Source organism: Syntrophorhabdaceae bacterium, from assembly GCA_028713955.1.
Lineage (GTDB): Bacteria > Desulfobacterota > Syntrophorhabdia > Syntrophorhabdales > Syntrophorhabdaceae > UBA5609.
In genome coordinates, this window is the sequence record JAQTNJ010000036.1 from 1 (window position 1) to 19,507 (window position 19,507).

At 48.7% G+C, this 19,507-nt stretch carries 11 protein-coding genes and 1 tRNA gene; 6 read left to right on the forward strand and 6 right to left on the reverse strand.

Features of this window, described 5'->3' with window-relative positions; genetic code table 11:
- Positions 1-135 precede the first annotated feature (135 nt).
- Positions 136-531, reverse strand: coding sequence for a DUF948 domain-containing protein (locus tag PHU49_05165; GenBank protein ID MDD5243388.1), 396 nt, complete (start codon positions 529-531; stop codon positions 136-138).
- Positions 532-737: 206 nt separating this feature from the next.
- On the opposite strand from PHU49_05165, the gene PHU49_05170 reads away from it, so the two are divergent.
- Both PHU49_05170 and PHU49_05175 read left to right on the forward strand, forming a co-directional pair.
- Entirely contained in the window at positions 738-1,283 is a 546-nt protein-coding gene (locus PHU49_05170; protein ID MDD5243389.1) for a flavodoxin family protein, read from the forward strand.
- On the forward strand, positions 1,280-2,011 hold the full coding sequence (locus PHU49_05175; GenBank protein ID MDD5243390.1) for an ATP-binding protein: 732 nt from the start codon (positions 1,280-1,282) through the stop codon (positions 2,009-2,011). Before PHU49_05170 ends, PHU49_05175 begins: the two co-directional genes overlap by 4 nt.
- A gap of 11 nt (positions 2,012-2,022) precedes the next feature.
- Here PHU49_05175 and PHU49_05180 read toward each other — a convergent pair.
- Positions 2,023-2,104: transfer RNA gene (locus tag PHU49_05180), tRNA-Leu, on the reverse strand.
- Between the two features lie 397 nt (positions 2,105-2,501).
- On the opposite strand from PHU49_05180, the gene PHU49_05185 reads away from it, so the two are divergent.
- Genes PHU49_05185 through PHU49_05200 form a run of 4 tightly spaced genes read left to right on the forward strand, consistent with a single transcriptional unit; the run spans position 2,502 to position 10,139 of the window.
- Entirely contained in the window at positions 2,502-4,634 is a 2,133-nt protein-coding gene (locus PHU49_05185) for a class I SAM-dependent DNA methyltransferase (protein ID MDD5243391.1), read from the forward strand.
- On the forward strand, positions 4,631-5,734 hold the full coding sequence (locus PHU49_05190) for a PDDEXK nuclease domain-containing protein (protein MDD5243392.1): 1,104 nt from the start codon (positions 4,631-4,633) through the stop codon (positions 5,732-5,734). The genes PHU49_05185 and PHU49_05190 overlap by 4 nt, the downstream gene beginning before the upstream one ends.
- Positions 5,731-7,050, forward strand: a complete 1,320-nt coding sequence (locus PHU49_05195; GenBank protein MDD5243393.1) for a restriction endonuclease subunit S — start codon at positions 5,731-5,733, stop codon at positions 7,048-7,050. Before PHU49_05190 ends, PHU49_05195 begins: the two co-directional genes overlap by 4 nt.
- The gene (locus PHU49_05200) at positions 7,047-10,139 is read left to right on the forward strand and encodes a type I restriction endonuclease (GenBank protein MDD5243394.1); all 3,093 of its coding nucleotides are present in this window, start codon (positions 7,047-7,049) and stop codon (positions 10,137-10,139) included. The genes PHU49_05195 and PHU49_05200 overlap by 4 nt, the downstream gene beginning before the upstream one ends.
- A gap of 216 nt (positions 10,140-10,355) precedes the next feature.
- Here the strand turns inward: PHU49_05200 and PHU49_05205 are convergent, their stop codons facing one another.
- The 4 genes from PHU49_05205 to PHU49_05220 form a co-directional block, all read right to left on the reverse strand.
- Positions 10,356-13,703 carry an AAA family ATPase gene (locus PHU49_05205; GenBank protein MDD5243395.1) on the reverse strand — a complete coding sequence of 1,116 codons (3,348 nt, stop codon included), beginning with the start codon at positions 13,701-13,703 and terminating at the stop codon, positions 10,356-10,358.
- Between the two features lie 59 nt (positions 13,704-13,762).
- The gene (locus PHU49_05210; protein MDD5243396.1) at positions 13,763-16,351 is read right to left on the reverse strand and encodes an ATP-binding protein; all 2,589 of its coding nucleotides are present in this window, start codon (positions 16,349-16,351) and stop codon (positions 13,763-13,765) included.
- Positions 16,352-16,429: 78 nt separating this feature from the next.
- On the reverse strand, positions 16,430-17,518 hold the full coding sequence (locus tag PHU49_05215) for a hypothetical protein (protein MDD5243397.1): 1,089 nt from the start codon (positions 17,516-17,518) through the stop codon (positions 16,430-16,432).
- Positions 17,519-17,991: 473 nt separating this feature from the next.
- The gene (locus PHU49_05220; protein ID MDD5243398.1) at positions 17,992-19,395 is read right to left on the reverse strand and encodes a nucleotide sugar dehydrogenase; all 1,404 of its coding nucleotides are present in this window, start codon (positions 19,393-19,395) and stop codon (positions 17,992-17,994) included.
- Positions 19,396-19,507 lie beyond the last annotated feature (112 nt).

Here is a 19,507-nt window from a genome sequence, read left to right on the forward strand (position 1 = left end):
CGTGTCTCCTCACCTGTTTTTGGTGCAACGAGCAGTGCAACGCCGGCACCGACAATTGCACCGAGGAAGAATGTAAGAAGAATAGACCCGGCACTGTATCCGCTATCCTGTTGTCCCATGTGTTACCTCCTTCTTTTATTGAATGTGTTTGCCTCTGGCAAAAAGGTTTTTTACAAGATACTCGATCCCGGCTTTGATCCCGGCCTTCAATGCCGGCGCTTCTGTGGCAGAGATAGAAGCCAGCTTACTAACGTTCGTGCTTATCAGTCTCACGTTATCACCAATCTCTCTTACCGATCCGGTCAGGTTCTTGATGTCGTCGGTTACTATGCCCACGTTATCAGTGATCTTGCGCGTGCTCCTGAGGGTTAATTGCAGCTCTTCAAGGGTCGGCTTAAGAGTTTCCTCGGTCGTGACCATGAACGCCTTCAACGACTTTATCGTCATTCTCAGATCAATGATCAGATAGACTGCATAACCTCCTACAACAATAATTGCGAGAGTCAATACTACCAAAAGAACAGTATTCATATCACCCCCTTAAGCAACTATCAGGTTGTACCGTATCCAGGGTATCGCGTCAAGGAACGGTTAATATATAATTATAACTACTGTGCCCCTGCCTTTGCAACGTATAAACAACTATTTCCATGATTTTAAGGAAAAAAGTCATTTCTTGACCCTTCCGGGGAAATGTCCGTATAATAAGGCAATTCACCAATAAAGGAGGTTGCGGCATGAAGGTACTGGTTCTTTTCGGGAGTCCACGAAAAAAAGGCAACACCGTACAGCTCGTCAACGCGTTTTCTAAAATATTGAAAGACAAAGGTCACAGCATGAAGATGCTCTATCTTAATGACATGAACCTTCGGCCATGTCAGGGCTGTTATGCCTGTCTGAAAGAAGGGATATGCAGGATCAACGACGACATGAAGGACATACGCAAGTTTATTGCCGAATCCGACCTGATAGTATATGCAACGCCCATATACTGGTTCGGGCCGTCGGGCCAGTTGAAGCTTGTCATGGACAGGTCTATTGCCTTCATGGACGAGGAATATAATTCGCGCATCAAAGGGAAGAAGGCGGTAACCCTCATGACCTTTGCAAGCGACGAAAAGGACACCTGTCAGCCCGCCCTCGATATGTTTAAAAAGACCTTTGACCTTCTTGGGCTCAAATACGCCGGCAGCGTTGAGGTGCCGGCCTGCGCAGACCCGCCTGTGGCGCTTAAGAAGACCTACATAGACAAAACAACAAAGCTGGCCAGATCGCTTGCATGAATATAAGCGGTCCCCTGTATTTTACAACAAAGAAGGTCGGTAAGGCGATCTGGGATTACCGGATGATCAAGGAGGGCGACAAGGTCATCATCGCCGTCTCCGGCGGCAAAGACAGCCTCTGCCTTCTCAAGATCATGAAGGAAAGGACGAGGTTTGTCCCTATCCGGTATGAGATACTCGCGTGCCTCGTTGACATGGGTTTCCCCTGGGTCAACAAAGAGATCCTGGCGGACTACTGCGAGAAGGAGTCCATCCCCTACGTCATTGCCGCCGCTCCGGAAGGGTGGAACGGAATGGAAGAAAACTCCGGATGCTTCTGGTGCAGCTGGAACAGGAGGAAAGGGCTTTTCAATCTCGCCCGCGACATCGGGGCACAGAAGATAGCCTTTGCCCATCACCTCGACGATATCATAGAAACGATGCTCCTCAACCTCCTCTTCCAGGGCGAGATAGGCACCATGCAGCCCTACCAGGAGATGTTCGAGGGGGAGCTTGCCATCATACGTCCCCTCGCCTACGTGGAAGAGAATGAGCTTGCCCGTCTCGCGGGGGTCCTTGAGCTGCCGGTCGTTACCTCCGAATGCCCGTTCAGCAAGACATCGAAGCGGCACCTTATCAAGGGGATCATTGCCGAGCTCAAAAAACATAACAAGAACGTGAAAAAGAATATCTTCAGGAGTTTAACAAGGGTCCGGGAAGAATACCTGCCGGGCAAGTTCGATGAATAAAAAAGGAGTAATGCGAGAGAGGGGAGTTGAACCCCTACGGTGTTACCCGCTGGATCCTAAGTCCAGTGCGTCTGCCATTTCCGCCACTCTCGCATACTTGATTTTATTACGTTTTCCGTTCATCTGTCAATTGCCTTAACCCCTATTGTAACAGAATTGTAGCAGAAGGCGTCCATAATCTCTACACTATCCCTTAAACTTTCCGGATAGTGGTGGGCGTAGCGCATCGTCATGGTAATGCTCTTATGACCGAGTAGTTCCTTCACCTTGTAGATGTCAACACCGTTCTGGACAAGTCTCGTGGCGAAGGTATGTCTTAGGTCTTGATGCTCATCATAAATATTACTTACATTTTTCGTGATCTTTTATATAATGTGAACACTACTACAAAATTAGTTGTCGCGTTGGTTCTTATTAATAAAAAGGGGCGGATAAAAAGTTCCTTCAAATTGTTACAGGATAAATCGATCATCGATCAGGGAGATAGGGAATGACGGTACAGACGCACAACCAAATGGTCAATTTCATCTGGAGCATATGCAATCTACTCCGGGGACCGTATAAGCGCAATGAGTACCGGAAGGTAATCCTCCCACTGACGGTGCTACGCCGTTTTGACTGCATCCTTGCCCCCACAAAGGCAGGAGTACTCAAGGTGTATAACGGCCTGAAAGGCAAGTCGGAGAACATCATTCAGGCCAGACTCCGCGAGATCACCGGCGTCCCTTTCTATAATCTTTCGAAACTGACCTTCGAAAAGCTCCTCGATGATCCTAATCAAATTGCCCCAAACTTGAACAGTTATATCAACGGCTTCTCACCCAACGTACGCCATATCTTTGAACGCTTCGACTTCGGGATTCAGGTCCACAAAATGAACGAAAAGAACCTGCTTTTCGAGGTTATAAAAAAGTTTGCCTCCCCCGAGATAGACCTGTCGCCATCAAAGATCGACAACCTCCAGATGGGCTATGTCTTCGAAGAGCTTATCCGGATAGGGGCAGAGCAGGCGAACGAGGAGGCCGGAGAGCACTTCACACCGCGCGAGGTCATCAAACTCATGGTAAATCTTCTGTTCAGCCCTGACCAGGATATGAGGGAACTCCGTAAGAGCCATGTGGTGGTGAAGGTCTATGATCCGGCATGTGGGACAGGCGGAATGCTCTCTGTATCTGAGAACCATATTCGCTCCTTCAATTCAACGGCACAGCCTCACCTGTATGGGCAGGATTGGAACGACGATGCCTGGGCTGTCTGCCGTTCGGATATGCTTATCAAGGGAGAAGAAGCCGATAATATCAAACAGGACTGTACCTTTGAGAAGGACGGGTTCCCGAAGGAGAGGTTCGATTACATGCTTGCCAACCCGCCCTTTGGCGTGGAATGGAAACAGCAGGCAAAAAAGATTAACGATGAACATGAAGATCTGGGTTATGACGGACGTTTCGGGGCCGGGCTCCCCCGTATTAACGATGGCTCGCTCCTCTTCCTTCAACATATGATCTCCAAGATGCGCCAACCCCGGGAGGGCGGAAGCCGCATTGGTATTGTCTTTAATGGTTCGCCTCTTTTTACCGGCGACGCCGGAAGCGGAGAATCGGAGATACGGCGCTGGATCATCGAGAACGACTGGCTGGAGGCTGTTGTTGCCATGCCGGACCAGCTCTTCTACAATACCGGCATTTCCACCTACATATGGATACTGACCAACCGGAAAGAAAAACAGCGGAAGGGCAGGATACAGCTCATCGACGCCCGCGAGTTCTATGAAAAGATGCGCAAAAGCCTCGGCAATAAAAGAAACTATATCGGATGCAAAGAGGAAGGCCAGTTTGCGCAGATCGAGCTGATAACGAAGGTGTACGGTGAATTCCGGCACAATCAGGCAATCCCTCTCTCAAAGATCAGAAGGCTCGAAAACGGTGAAACAGATAAGCCTATTGTCGTGAGCAAAATCTTTGACAATGCCGACTTCGGTTATAACAAAATTACCGTCGAACGCCCTTTGCGCCTTAACTTCCAGGTGAGCGACGAGCGCATTCTCCGCATTGAAGAGCAAAAGGCATTTACCGGTCTTGTTGAGAGCGCTAAGAAAAATAAGGCAATCCAACAGCAGGAGATAGATGCAGGTAAAAAGAGACAGGGGGCGATCAGGAAGTTCCTACGCATAGTAAAAGATGAGACTGCCGGACAGCTTTTCAAGAGCCGGTCTGATTTTCTTGCAACCGTGAAGCGTCTCGATCATAAACTCGATATGCGTCTTTCCGCCCCGGAGATAAAGACAATCCTTGCCGCCTTAAGTGAGCGCGACGAGACCGCCGATATCTGTACAGATAAGAACGGTAACCCTGAACCTGATCCTGAGCTTCGGGATACAGAAAATGTACCCCTCAAAGAGAACATCGATGATTACTTCAAACGGGAAGTCCTCCCCCATGTGCCTGACGCATGGGTTGATCACAGCAAGACCAAGGTGGGCTATGAGATACCTTTGAACCGCCATTTCTACCAGTATGAACCCCCGAGAGCGCTGGAAGAGATCGAGGCCGATATCCGGGGATTAGAATCAGAGATAGTAAACCTCCTGGCCGAGGTGACCGGGAGCAATGGAGTAAACAAATGAAAGGAAAACCCAAACCGGCAAAGTTGATTACAGAACCAATATTGCCTGGCCTGCTGAAGGAGATCAGGGGTTTAATTTTTGCTGCCAGAAAGGCTGCGGTCCGAAATATTAATACAATGCAGGTTCTCATGAATTATGAGATAGGCCGAAGAATTGTTAAACACGAACAGTCCGGCAAAGAACGGGCAGCATACGGTAAAGAACTGTTAAAGGCACTATCGGGAAGGCTGACCAAAGAGTTCGGGAAGGGTTTTTCTCTTACAAACCTAAAATTGATGCGGCAGTTTTACCTCGCCTATCAAGAACGAATTGGTCAGAAGGATTCTGACCAATTGCGGATAGACGCAAAAAGCCGGAAGGCTTCTGACCAAACTGCCGGGGGCATATTTACCCTAAGCTGGTCCCATTATGTCTTTTTGATGACGATATCCGGTCACGATGAACGGAGCTTCTACGAGATCGAATCGGGCCGGAACAACTGGTCGTTGCCGGAACTCAGACGACAGTTCGATTCAGGGCTTTATGAGCGACTGGCGCTAAGTCGCGATAAGAAAGGCGTCAAGGCCCTTGCCGTGCAAGGGCAGGTTGTCGCTAAACCTGAAGATATAGTGAAGGACCCTTATGTGTTGGAATTTCTTGGACTGGACGAGCAGACGCGCTATTCCGAGTCTGACATGGAAAGGGCCATCATTGATAAGATTGAACACTTTCTGCTGGAACTGGGCAAGGGCTTCCTTTTTGAATCACGTCAGAGGCGTTTCACCTTCGATGAAGAGCACTATTATGTAGATCTTGTCTTTTATAACCGTCTGCTGCGTTGCTACGTGCTCATTGATCTGAAGATCGGCAAGCTGTCGCACCAGAATCTCGGGCAGATGCAGATGTATGTCAACTATTTTGATCGATTCGTAAGACGTAACGATGAAAACCCCACTATCGGGATCATCCTGTGCCGGAAGAAAAATGACGCCCTCGTCGAGATTACCCTTCCCGAAGACGCAAATATCCACGCCTCCGAATATCAGCTATACCTGCCGAGCAAAGAAGAGCTGAAACAGAAACTGCTTGATTGGACAAAAGGACAGGCGGCAATCGAATGAAAAGAAAACCCTATCCTGCATATAAACCCCCAGGTGTGGAATGGCTGGGAGACGTGCCGGAGCATTGGAAGGTGAAGAAGGTTCGAAGATGTTTGCTCGGACATAAGCAGGGCTACTACTCAACCGAGGCTTATGTTGATGAAGGTTATAAACTTCTTCGCATTACAGATTTGGATAGTAACGGGTTCGTTTCACTTGTTGATTGCCCTTCAGTCGAAATCAAGGAAGATGCAAGACCTTTTTTGTTGCAAGATAATGATTTTGTATTTGCTCGGACAGGTGGTGCAGGTACCTTTGGCTTGATAAGGGGAATAAAAGATAAAACAGTTTTTGCCTCATATTTAATTCGGTTCAGATTTAGTAAGGAGGCAGATCCAGAATTTCTCAGGTATAATTTTTTATCAATGCAATTTGTTCAAGCAATTATAAGAAACATCCATGGCGGTGTTAATCAGAATGTTCATGCAGAAGATATAAAAGAACAATATATCCCTCTTCCCCCATTCCCCGAACAGAAAGCTATCGCCGATTTCCTCGACCGTGAGACAGGAAAGATTGATATGCTCATCGGCAAGAACCGGTGGCTCATAGAACTACTCAAAGAAAAGCGTATAGCCCTTATCTCCCGCGCAGTCACAAAAGGACTTGATTCGACGGTGAAGATGAAATCCTCCAGCGTGGAATGGCTCGGCGACGTACCAGGGCATTGGGAGGTGAAGAAGATAAGAAGAGTTGCAACCCGCGTTCAAACCGGAAATACTCCGCCTACTTCAGAAGAAAAGTATTATGATGATGGTACTGTTCCTTGGTTTGGGCCGAGTTCGTTCGGGGAAGGTATATTCTTGTCAGAGCCGGTAAAGGTTATTAACGAATGTGCTGTTGAAGATGGGGTTGCAAGACTTTTTAACGCTGGTACGGTCATGCTTGTTTGTATCGGCGCAACTATTGGGAAAGTAAGTTCAATAAAAGAAAATGCGTCATGCAACCAGCAGATTACAGGGGTCACCTTCAGAGATACGTTAATCAATACAGAGTTTATAACATTCCAGTTAAAGTTGTTGGAAACTACTATCCGAGAAGTTGCGCCGAGTGCAACTTTAGCAATTTTCGATCAAAACAAGATATCTGATTTACAGTTGGCCCTCCCTCCCCTCCCCGAACAGCAGGCTATCGCGGATTTCCTCGACAAAGAAACGGAGAAAATTGATGCATTAATTGCCAAAGTTGAAAAGGCTATCGAAAAACTCAAGGAATACAGGACAGCCCTTATTTCAGCAGCGGTTACCGGAAAGATTGACGTGAGGGAAGCGGCATGAAAGCCACTACCGAGAAGGCCTTTGAAGCCTATATCGAAGAAACCCTTGCAAACCGTGGGTGGAAGCCCTGCTCAAACCTCTTGTGGGACAAAAACAAGGCACTTATCGCGGAAGAGGTTATCAACTTTATAAAAGATACTCAGGGTGAACTCTGGGCACAAATGGAGAAACTCCACGGGGAAGAGCTCTCCGCAAAACTGATTGAAGGCTTGATCAAGGAACGGGATACCAAAGGTACCCTCCATGTTCTCCGTCATGGCTTTAAGTTTTATGGCAAGACCTTTAAACTTGGTTATTTCAAGCCGGCGCATGGGCTCAACAAGGAAACTCTGGAGCTTTTTGGCAAGAACAGGCTCACGGTAACAAGGCAGGCGCCATGCCACTCCCAGGATAACAGCGCTGTGGACATGGTTCTTTCCATGAACGGGATACCCGTTGCAACGTTAGAGATAAAAAACCCGGGTACAGGCCAGAACTGGAAAAATGCAGTTCATCAATACAAGGCAAATCGGGATCCGCGAGAACCCCTCTTCCGATTCAAAAAGGGTGCTCTTGTCCATTTTGCCGTTGACCCCGACGAAGTGCATATGGCCACGCATCTGAACAGGGAAAAGACCTTTTTCCTGCCCTTTAACAGGGGAAGTCACCCGGGAGAGATCCAGTGCGGAAAGGGCAATCCTCAGCATCCTTCAGGACACAGGACGGGTTATTTCTGGGAAGATATATTGGAGCGCGAAAGCTTTATCGACATTGCAGGCAGCTTCATCTTTCTTGAGACATCGGAACAAACAGTCAACGACGGAATGGGGGGAAGAAAGAAGGTCTCCAGAGAGACCATGATCTTTCCGCGCTATCACCAGCTCGATGCTGTCCGTAAGCTCATCCGGATAGTACGCGAAGAGACTGCCGGCCAGAACTACCTGATTCAACACTCAGCCGGAAGCGGGAAGACCAACAGCATCTCCTGGCTTTCGCATCGCCTGTCAAGCCTGCATACCAAGGCGGATGAGAAGATATTTGACTGCGTTGTGGTCATCACCGACAGAAAAGTGCTCGACAAGCAGCTCCAGGACGCCATCTATCAGATCGAGCATGCTCAGGGTGTGGTGAAACCCATTGATGAAAGCTCACGCCAGCTTGCCGAAGCCCTCGTGGACGGCACCAAGATCGTCATCACTACCCTTCAGAAATTTCCTTTCGTACTCCGTGGCCTCCTGCACATTGCCGGGGCTGAAGATCCTGATAATCCCGATGAGGTTTCCATTACCAGGGCGAAGGAATGGGAAGAGAAGATAGCTCAGCGCACATACGCAGTAATTGTTGATGAAGCCCATTCCAGTCAGACAGGGGAAACGGCCAGGGAACTTAAGAAGATACTCGGCGCAGGCACCGACCAGGGGGCAGAAGAGACTGAGATAGATTGGGAAGACGGTCTGAACCGGATCATGGAGTCCCGGGGAAAGCAAAAGAACCTGAGTTTTTTTGCCTTTACGGCAACACCCAAAGGTAAAACGCTTGAGCTCTTTGGGAGAAAGGGCGATTCGGGCAAACCGGAGGCCATTCATACCTATTCCATGAGACAGGCCATTGAAGAAGATTTCATCCTTGATGTACTAAAGAACTATACAACCTATAAGACGTACTTCAGGTTGCTACAGACCGCTGAGTCTGATCCTAAAATGCCGAAAAAGAAAGCAATGAAGAAGCTCACAAAGTTCCTCCATCTGCATCCTTACAATATCGAGCAGAAGACCGAGATCATCGTTGAACATTTCCGGCAGCACGTGAAACAAAAGCTGAACGGCATGGCCAAAGCCATGGTGGTAACCGGTTCGCGCCTTCAAGCCATCCGGTACATGCTGTCTTTTCAAAGATACATTGCCGAAAACCACTACAAGGACATCCGGCCCCTTGTTGCTTTCAGCGGCACCGTGAAAGATCCCGACAGCGGGATCGAATACACCGAACCGGGCATGAACATAGACGTAGTGACAGGGAAAAACATCTCCGAATCCCAACTGCCGGACAAGTTCGATACGTCCGATTATCAAATCCTCTTGGTGGCAAACAAATATCAGACAGGATTCGACCAGCCGCTTTTATGCGCTATGTACGTCGATAAGCGGCTTGACGGCGTACAGGCCGTTCAGACCCTCTCGCGGCTCAACCGGACGTATGGAGGCAAAGAGCCCCCCTTTGTTCTCGATTTTGTCAACGAAACGGAGGGGATTTACGAAGCCTTCAAACCCTATTACGACGTTACAACGCTCCAGGAGGCTTCCGATCCAGGCCATCTCGAAGTCCTCAAGCATGAATTGGATGGCTTCCAGGTATATTACTGGTCGGAAGTGGAGGCATTCGCTCAGATATTTTATCTTCCCTTATATAAGCAAAATCCTTCAGACCACGCACGGATGCAGAAATATATTCAGCCCGCAGTAGACCGTTACAGGGGCCTTGATGATGAGCAAAAAGAGGGTTTTTATGAGAAGATTACGGCATACGTAAGGTTTTATTCATTCATCAGCCAGATTATACCTTATTCAGATAGAGAGCTTGAAATGCTCTACAGCTTTGGTCGCTTTTTAATCCCTCATCTGGACGCGGGTGACGATAGGGTGAATCCACACCCTGAAAAGGAAGTGGTTCTTGAATATTACAGGATCGAAAAGGCAATGTCCGGCTCCATTGTGGTGGAAGACGACGCGACCTATGGAGTGAAAAGCCCCACTGCCGTGGGAACGGGAAGGGCCAAGGACGAAGAAAAGCCACTCTCCGAAATCATCCAGGCCCTCAATGACCGCTTCGGGACCGATTTCAAGGAAGAAGACAGGTTATTCTTTGAACAGATTAAGGAAAAGGCCAGCCAGGATGAACGTGTGATACAGACGGCAAAAACCAATTCACTGGAAAAATTTCAGCTTGGCATCCGCAAGATCATCGAATCACTCATGATGCAACGTATGGCGGAAAATGACCAGATCGTCACGAAATATATGGACGACGATGATTTCCAGAAAACCGTTTTCCCGATTCTCGCGAGAGAGATCTACAAAGACATTCGCGAAAGGGAGGTAGTCCAGAAATAACAAAGGCAGCGCCAGAGATTATATTTACTACAGCTTTGTTGATTCCTGCATTTACAGTAACGTGAGGTGTGGTCTCATGAAAACGGAAAATGAGGAGCATAGGATGTCCCCGAGGACCCTTCGAGGACCGCTTTTTTCTTTTTCTTCGACACTCCCGTTTTGCGATCTCTTCCAATCATTAGAAAGGTCTATGAATATTCTTATTCGGAATCTTCCTCACCCCGAGGAAGTCCCCTTCAGACTTTGGGTCGTCGAAATAACGCCTGGCCAATGGACTTGATAGATCGTTTGTCTGTATTGGAATGCCTCCCTACCCCCTTCCATTACCTCAGTCAGATGATGAACCACATCCCTTTTATCAAGATCTCCCACAGCTCTAATTTCACACTCTTTTTCACCGACGCCCTGCAAAATTACCGCCTGTTCTACGTCACCTAGAACCGGGAGGTTCGGGTTATGTGTCGCGAAGATCACTTGACGCCGAAGTTTTATACTTGACAAGATATTAGTAATGACTTGGCGAATCAGACGATTATCCATGTTGTCTTCGGGTTGGTCGATAAGGAGCGGAGACGTGCCTGTGAGTAGCAGAATTGGTAAAATAGCACTGCAACGCTGTCCTCGCGATACTTCCTCTATTCGGCGAGGCTTACTTCTATCGTCTTTCGGCCTGTCGTTAAGCATAATGACTGGCTCATCATCAAATGTGATCTCATCAAGTTGAAGTATGTCATCAATTTTCAGCGCGTCTGGGTTCTTTTCGGCAGCAGGGAAGGTGAAAAGACCATCTCTTATCTCGATAGGAAGGGATTCCCAGAATTTTTGGTCAGAGTTGTTTTTGTGGTCTTCAGGCTCAACTTTGCATCGCCCAACACATCTCTCGAAGAGGCTCTGTGCAACTGTGCTGCTGATAGCACCCGACTCAGCCGTGTCGGCCTCTACCTGTAGCAGGTCTACCGTCTGTCCTCCTTCATTAAGAAAAAGATCTCGCAGTTTCGCCGGGGTCAGGCCTTGCGATACCAAAGCCATAACGCGATTTCTTCGGTGTTTGAAATCCTGAGATGAGAACCGCGATTCAAGCCAATTTATAAAGCGGCTCCTATCGGTCTGACCTTGGGCGTCAGCTTGAATTATTAGTACGGATGGGTCAAGATCACGTCTGAGCTGATCAGTTATCTTAGTCGCCGTCTGCTGGCGCAGTGCCGTTTTGCTCTGGCATTCATTCTGAAGTAATTCCACCAGTTTTTTACGTTTGTTATTCATAGTATCCCACTCTATAAGAAGTCCCCGATAAGACTCAAGAGCTTGTTGGGCCTCCTCAAATGCAGCTTTCTTTGCCTCTCGGTCCTTGCTCCCAGTGGGCAGACCCCTCCCCGCCAGGGCATCACGAGCGGTTTTAACATGATCGACAATGTCAGTTTTCGCATCTGTAAGTGCCTCTCCGACCGAGTTGAGTTTTGTACTAAGCGACGCGATAGCATCAGAAACACGTTTGCATAAAGTCGGGGCACCTTGAGAATCCGAAGGTTTGGCAGAACTCAGTGCGGCAAGTTTTTCGTGGAAGGGTTTTGGCAGACCTTGACCATCCACAGATGTCTTGTTCGCATTGTCAAAAAAATCCGTCACGTCTTTAGCAAAACCATCAAGAGATATGCCACCGTGTATAGTGGCCCATTCTTTAGTTGCATTGTCTACGTGGCTCTCGGTTGCCGTGACTTGATCCACTTGTTCATAAGCCTCTCTGACCTCGGTCGTATTTACTTCATCATACAAACGTTTGCGTAATGCGTATTGACGGAGAGACGAACCGATTTGCGTCAATTCCGCAATCTTTTTGCTAACGCCTACCATCTCAGCGCGTTGTTCCCTTAGCCTTACAAGCAACCTAGAAATAAGAGCTTCGTGCACCCCAATTTGTTTACCGCATATTTGGTCGAAAAGAACTCTAAGCTGGCTAGGGCCTGCCTGCTTTTCTATCTCACCAAGCCTGTAGTACTGGATGTGGTGTTCCGGTATCTGCTCAGGTACAAGCTCAGAATCCTCAGCAGAGAAGTAGGTTACTGCTGGATGATGATGGGTGGGATCAAAGTACCGCGAGGCGAACAAAGCATTCTTAGGAAGGCTCTTTGCTTGTTCACGATCGACGTATTGCCAGCATGCCTTTAGATTGCACCCTGATAGTGTTGCCTGCGCTCGGCTATAGTATTCATAGTGCTCTTCCATCTCCTGTTTGTTCTTATCGCTGAAACCATTGAAATCTGATTCCTTACAAAGAAATGCTATGGCTTCGAGCGCAGCACTTTTGCCTGAGCCACGCCCCCCTATGAAGCAATTCAAGTTGCGCGACAATGGAAGAACAAATGGTTTTGACTTTGAATCGGCATCAACTCCAAAAGGCCAAAACTGGGCGGCCTGTGGAGCGTCTCGATATATTTCTATTCCACTAATCCAATAGAAAGGGGCAGAGGGGGGCACAAAGCTGAAACGGGTCTCGCCAAGGCGTAAAGCCCTTGCTATCGCATTAAACACCTGCTTGGAATCCATCCCGCTTGATAGTGAAGATAATTTCAGGTGAGGTATCCCGCTTTCGGTTGCAAAAACGTCTTCTTGGCGGTGCGCATCCGAGCAAACGATTGGAACGGCCCGTCCCATTTCTCCTTTGAAACGATGGAGCAGCCTGTAGTGAATCTCGTCTGTTCTGCCTTTCACTTGTAGGGCATCAAATCCACAGCGTCCTACGAGGTCTAGGGCCTCTAAGGCAATTTCCTCAGAGTCGCGCTCACCTTCTAATTGAGCCAATCGTTCATGAAGGCCATCTACATCAGGGGTATCGCCACTACTAAGTTCCCCTCTAGTCCTGCTGATGGCTGCATCAAGACGGGACAATATCGCATTTCTTGTTTCACTCTGCACGCCGCTGCTAGACCCAATGTGCGCCGCAATGCAAATGGCCGGATAGTCTTTATGATGTCTTATTTTCTGAACAAATGTCGGAAGACATTTCAGTGTTAGGGATTGGCCAAATTCCCAGTTGTCCTCGGCCGCATAGGTGACGGCCATCCGGATATCAGAATCGCTTGTCTTAGCAGAGAAAATGCACAAGAGATGGGCACTTGCTAAACTATTTGGCGGGACAGGATAGTTTACAGTGAGTTCAATGCCAGGCATAACAATAAGGCAATGCTCCTTAAGCTTATCCCAAGCTTGTGAGGCAAGTTCGCATGAGTATTTGCATACGTTGTGATCCGTGAGAGCTACTATCGCCCAATTGCCTCCATCTTCAGTGTCCATCTCAGACAGAATGGCGTCACGTCGGGCCAGGAGCGATTTGTAGAATTCGGACGGAGGATAACGGGATATCACCTTTGCCTCATAATCCGCCGGGTTTTTGGTAATATTAGCGGGGATCGAGTTGAGAATGTTTTGGACTTCCCTAGACAGCTGACTAAAACGAGATGCATTTCGCAAGTCTGCTGACGCTGGGCCATGAACATGAAAATCGGCAGGGTAAAATCGAGCTCGTGCCGAACTAAGCTGCCGGAGAAACTCACGATTTCGGCTCATATGTTATATATTCCTCCTAATCTGAGTGCACGCAGGGCCTCTCCTGAATATCAAGCATCCTAGTCCCCAGGTAAAGACCTTTTGAACACAAAGATGCTTCTCTCAATATCCGTCACATCAACGCTACCAACTACTCTGGTATCGATGTCGCGTTCGAAATCATCGCCCCAAGCGCGCATAATGATTTCTCGTATTCTGGCAGCGATGTTCGATTCGCTTGTAAGAGTCAATCCTGTCAGCGATCGCGGCCATGGCATGGTCCTAGATCGTATGATTGTTCCATCGTGTTTTAATACAATTGCCACGTTATCATTCAACACAAAGTTCTGTTTAAATTCACGTGGGTGGACTTCGTCTTGATCCTCATCATAAAAAAAGTCGCCATCGAAACTAATTAGTAGTTCATCAACGCCCTGGAGGCGAGCAAGGAATTTGTCACTATTAAACCATTCGCCATGCCATTTAACGATGGCGAGATTCCCAATGTCACCACCGCATTCAAGTATGACTTCTGCTGAGCGCGCCTGCTGCTCCTCATCGGCTATTCCTTCTGCAATCAAATGCGCCTGCTCAGTCGCCCATTCGGCGAGTGCATCCTTGGTCACGAGAGGTCTAGCTACGTCGCGCGCTGCGGTCACGGCTTCACCCATAAGGACGCCCTGAACATTAGCAAGCCTCTGTGAGCGGAGACCTGAGATTGTTACCCACCCACCATTACTTTCATAAAACCATCGCTCAGGTCTTATGAAAGCACGACCGTACAACTCCTTCGATCTACCTGGGATGGGCCTCATCATCGCGCGTACTGCTTGTCCACCCTCCTCCATTTTAAGCGCCGGATTAAGACGACACAGAAGTGCCGCATCTGGGATTATAAGCCAATCTTTAGGCTGAATAACGGTCTCGAGTGTTCCTCCCTCGCTTGTCGATATTGCGACATCAAGATTCGGTGCCACAGCAGCGACCAAACGTGCCAGACGCAGAGCGCTTTTGGAATGTCCGCCGGTCGATAGGAGTCCACCCGCTCCACGTGGGTCCTTTGATAGTCGTATCTCGACTTTTGTTCCACCATCGACTGGTATTTCTGTTTGCGGTGCCGGCCATAAAATCGGCCGACTACTTGTCCCATCGCGAAACTCCAGAGATCGCGCTGTCTCATATCCTTTGTCGCAACGACGAGATGTCACGCGGACCACTTGTCCCAGCATGAAAACTGAAAAAAATCCGATTCCAAATCGACCAATTGCTTTCATTCCCGAGGCAATTAAGCCCGGAAATTCTTCCATTGCAAGGGGGGAGCGCCAAAATGATACTCCAAAATCGATAAGGGGCCCCGTTAGGACCTGTTCCGACATGCCAATGCCTGTATCTTCGACGACTAGCCAATGACCATCTTCACGCATGTCAAGGGAAACCTTTATCTGACCCCAAGTGTCCGGTCTACGCTCAAACCTCCTTCGTGCCTGAACCGCATCGGCCGCATTTTGGATTAGTTCACGTAAGGCAATGGTGGGATCATCTCCATAGAGTTTGGAACCACCTAGATTCTCGACAATTATAGCTATGTCTGAAGCTCGTAGTCTTGCGTCTACGGGGCGCCAGTCTCTAGTCTGAACTGTTTTCGCCAAAGCCTCAGGCGAACCAATTCCCTTTACTCGCCGTGCCTTGAGCAACTCCCGCCCGCAACTTTGCAACAGAAGGTCAACGTCACGCAGTTCCTGATCCACTGCACTGAGTGTATCGTAGGCAAGCCACCAAGCTTCCGCCTCCGATCGCCCAAATGGTTGGCCAGTCGTAAAAACCACAGAGTCAAGTTCCACATGCGGTCGAGCAAGCCTTTCTTGGAATGACCAATGCAACGCTGAATGCTTTGCGGGGTTCGTAATTGCCCTGAGAAATCGTGGCGCTCGACGTTGATCCAGATGCAATGCGTCTGCCACACGTAGCAGACATGCTAGTTTGACTCGATCGATTGTGTTTCGAGTATGCGGCGCAAGCCCCCCTAGGTCCTGCGCTAACTCTTCAAGACGCTGGACGGGCCACCAGTGGCTGTGAGCGATCTGCCCGATCGTGGCTCCGTAGAAGAAGCGTACATCTGCATCATCAATCAAAAACAAATCTTCGCCGTTTGCGGCCTTCCATTTTTGCTCGGCTAGGACTTCCGCCTGTTGAGCGTGTAATCGACGCAACACTTCAGGAAGCACAATTTTTATGATCGGTTCCGGAACGTTCTCGACATCGAAACTACCAACTTCGTTTTCACTGCAAGAAAGTGCATAGCGCGCAACTGAATCCTTCCACGCGATGGTTTTTCTTACTTCGCTTATTCCGCCAGGGTATGCCGCTAAGCTCATCCCTGAATCATGTAGCAAGATGCTCGCCCCAAAGACAAATGCCTCAGCCGGATTCACGTTGACGGCTCCCTCTGCAATCAAGGAAGCGGTATCCCACAAAGCATCAAGATGTGTGAGGTCGTGAACCGTCATTCCAGGCATATCAGCGGCAATACGTGAAACAAGTTGAGCTACCTTGTCGCGCATCGACAGATATTGATCTTGAAAATATTTTTGTTCCTCAGTCGTGGCATCCGAACGGGGATTCATGAATGAATGGCGCCATAGCCACGTCTGCCTAAAATCTAGTCCCATAAGTACTACCTCCACATCTCGATTGCATTTCCGGTCTCTAGGCCACGCCTTGTATTAGGCATGATCAAAGTCGTTCGGCTATCGATATTGCCCTCCTAAGATGTCACTGACGATTTGAAACCGTAGCTGTACTGGGCGGCTTTTCGGCTCTAAGTAACGTCTCATATCGGAAAAGATCTGAGGTAGATTTTTTAAGTCCGAATCAGTATAAATAAGGACAAAAACACCGTGCTTCCTGAAGAATTCCTTGTGCTTCCTCATTTCACGTTCAAAGTTGTCCCGGGCCATTCTATTGATTTCCATTTGCGTAAGACCTTTTATCTTCGAAAGGTAGCCGTGGGTGGACCAAGGAGACATTTCGAAACCAATCTTCGTAAGTTCATATGGATCAATAATTGTGAAATCCAATCGATACTTATGTGAAGCAAGTAGGCCCTCATAACGCAACTCGGGTATGAGTAACGGAACGCGGGTCGGCTCTCGTGTCGAGAGTGCCCAGTCCTTATAAATGGTTGCAAGTTTGTATTCATTCTTGGACCCACTATTTCTGACAATAACGTTTTGAAAAAAATTCAGATATTCCTCAGGAGTTTGAAACCAAATACGTTCATTACGTCCCGGGATAACTAGTCCACTCTCCAACACGTGGCCGATCGACCAATAAAGTGGGGTGAAATGTCTGATTTCACTTTTGTCATTTTCCCATTGGTGTAATCGACGGTTAAAGCGGGGTGTTATGAGTAACCCGTAATCGGCATTATTCTGTCCAATCCATATAGCGGCCTCCTCAACCTTGGGACGTTTTTTGGACAGTGCTTCCAGGTTCCTCAAATAAGTCCTTTTGAGAAAAATGAAGAGATACTCTTGAAGCCGCCGAGAATTGCGAAGCAATTCGAGATTCCGCGCATCACTGCTGCCCGGAAAACCGGCTTCTGCCTCTCGGACAAAGCCCTCCAAGTATAACGCAATAAAGTGGTCAGGGGAGAGGATCACTTCGTTCGCTATGTCGATATACTTCGCGAACTTGCCGCCGTAGATACCGTGCAAGGAGTGAACCGAAGAAATTCCCGTTTCAGCTAGTACATCAGGCAACAAGGCCAAAAGTTCGTCTGAAAGTTCATCTATAACGTTATTGCGAGCGGTCTTCTCGGGGTCTCGCTTTGCCATGCTTCAGCCCTCATCCTATGTAATTCAAAAAGGCTTGTTCTTTGGCTCTGCCCTTTACCTTATCCGCTTCTCCCTGCATATACCAATGATACCCATCTGTACCCTTAAAGCACAAGTAAAATCTGTCAATGCTCGTTTTCAAAAAGTCTTTTACAGTGTAATAAAATTGTAGCAGAAGTCTTCCAAAAACACCTGAACGGATAGAAAATATCGGAAAGGACGGAATGTTTATTTTGTCTTTATTCTTACTGGAATCCAAGCCAGAAGCTATTTCGTTAAAAATTGTCTTTGGAGAGTCCTAAGTCCAGTGCGTCTGCCATTTCCGCCACTCTCGCTCTTCTTCATTGTAATGGTTTTCCATCTACCTGTCAAACCCCTGTATAATTGAAACATGGGCATCCACATTGTTGTGCGGCTGCGTCTCGCCTCCATCCTTCGTCCTCTGCTCTTTGCTCCATGCCCTCTGCTGTCTGTCACGCCCGGTACAGGAGTTTGAACTTCTTCCGCACGATATGCCGCGTATCGACCACCGGAATGTCAAAAGACCTGAAGTCGATGGTTGTGTATTCATCATGTGCGGTGGCGATAAGGATCAGGTCGTAGCCGCCCTGTACAGGGACCGACCTGCGCCCGGCGAATTGCGGGAACCTGCGGGTCTTCCCGATGACAGGGATATGGGGGTCGTTGTAGGCAACCTGTGCGCCCAGTCTCTCGAGTTTCTCCATAAGGCGGTAGGAGGGCGATTCCCGGTCGTCATCGATATTTGCCTTGTAGGCAAGACCGAGTATGAGTATCTTCGCTCTCTTTATCGGTTTGCCGGAGTCGTTGAGCGCCTTGAGCACCCTGGAGACGACATAGTCGGGCATGGTGGTATTGATCTCGCCGGCAAGCTCGATGAAGCGCGTCGCCACATCGTATTCCCGCGCCTTCCACGTGAGGTAGAATGGATCTATGGGGATGCAGTGGCCTCCCAGCCCGGGGCCGGGATAGAATGGCTGAAATCCGAAAGGCTTCGTCTTCGCCGCCTCGATGACCTCCCAGATATCGATGTCCATGGTATCAAGGGCGACCTTCAGCTCGTTAACAAGTGCAATGTTGACCGCCCGGTAGATGTTCTCAAGGAGCTTTGCCGATTCGGCCACTCGCGTGGAAGAGACGGGGACCGTTGTGCTGACGATCGTGTCATAGAGCGCCTGCGCGCAGGCGAGGCATTGCTTCGTGTATCCTCCGACGATCTTCGGCGTTGTCTTGAGGGTAAAGTCCCTGTTGTTCGGGTCCTCCCGTTCAGGCGAGAACACGAGGTGGAAGTCTTTCCCGGCCTTAAGCCCCTTCTCTTCGAGGATCGCCCTCATATCCCCGTCAGTCGTTCCGGGGTATGTCGTTGATTCGAGGATGATGAGCTGTCCTTTTGTGAGATACCGGGCAACTGTCTGTGTTGTGTTGAAGACATAGGTCATGTCGGGCTCACGGTTCCTGGTAAGCGGTGTCGGCACGCAGATGAGGATGCAGTCCATGTTTTTTAAGAGGCTGAAATCTGTAGATGCGGTGAAATGAGCTGAGAGCGGAGAGCGGAGAACCGAGAGCGACTTCCTCGTGCGTGAAGCAACATTGTTTTCCTGAGATTTTAATTTAGTACTACGAGCTATGAACGATGAGCTATGGGCTATCGGTGAGATGTCGATATGTTTTATGTACGACTTTCCCTTTTTGAGCGACGCGACCTTTTTGGGATCAACATCAAAACCGGTGACCGGGAATCCTGCCTTGCAGAACTCGATGGCAAGAGGAAGTCCTACATAACCAAGACCGATAATACCGATATTGGCCCTTCCGGATCTGATCTTTTGGAGCAGATTCACGGGAGTTTCTTTTCCCATTCCCAGGCTGTTTTTATGATATGCTTCAGGTCATCGTGCCCCGGTTCCCAGCCTGTCATGCGTTTCAGCTTTGTGCTGTCCGCTATGAGGGCGGGCGGGTCTCCTGCCCGTC

Bases quoted from the DNA above. Each gene is read 5' to 3' on its own strand.
- PHU49_05215 (MDD5243397.1), bottom strand. From the start codon at position 17,518: ATGGCAAAGCGAGACCCCGAGAAGACCGCTCGCAATAACGTTATAGAT.
- PHU49_05170 (MDD5243389.1), top strand. From the start codon at position 738: ATGAAGGTACTGGTTCTTTTCGGGAGTCCACGAAAAAAAGGCAACACC.
- PHU49_05165 (MDD5243388.1), bottom strand. From the start codon at position 531: ATGAATACTGTTCTTTTGGTAGTATTGACTCTCGCAATTATTGTTGTA.
- PHU49_05195 (MDD5243393.1), top strand. From the start codon at position 5,731: ATGAAAAGAAAACCCTATCCTGCATATAAACCCCCAGGTGTGGAATGG.
- PHU49_05185 (MDD5243391.1), top strand. From the start codon at position 2,502: ATGACGGTACAGACGCACAACCAAATGGTCAATTTCATCTGGAGCATA.
- PHU49_05190 (MDD5243392.1), top strand. From the start codon at position 4,631: ATGAAAGGAAAACCCAAACCGGCAAAGTTGATTACAGAACCAATATTG.
- PHU49_05210 (MDD5243396.1), bottom strand. From the start codon at position 16,351: ATGGGACTAGATTTTAGGCAGACGTGGCTATGGCGCCATTCATTCATG.
- PHU49_05220 (MDD5243398.1), bottom strand. From the start codon at position 19,395: ATGGGAAAAGAAACTCCCGTGAATCTGCTCCAAAAGATCAGATCCGGA.
- PHU49_05200 (MDD5243394.1), top strand. From the start codon at position 7,047: ATGAAAGCCACTACCGAGAAGGCCTTTGAAGCCTATATCGAAGAAACC.
- PHU49_05175 (MDD5243390.1), top strand. From the start codon at position 1,280: ATGAATATAAGCGGTCCCCTGTATTTTACAACAAAGAAGGTCGGTAAG.
- PHU49_05205 (MDD5243395.1), bottom strand. From the start codon at position 13,703: ATGAGCCGAAATCGTGAGTTTCTCCGGCAGCTTAGTTCGGCACGAGCT.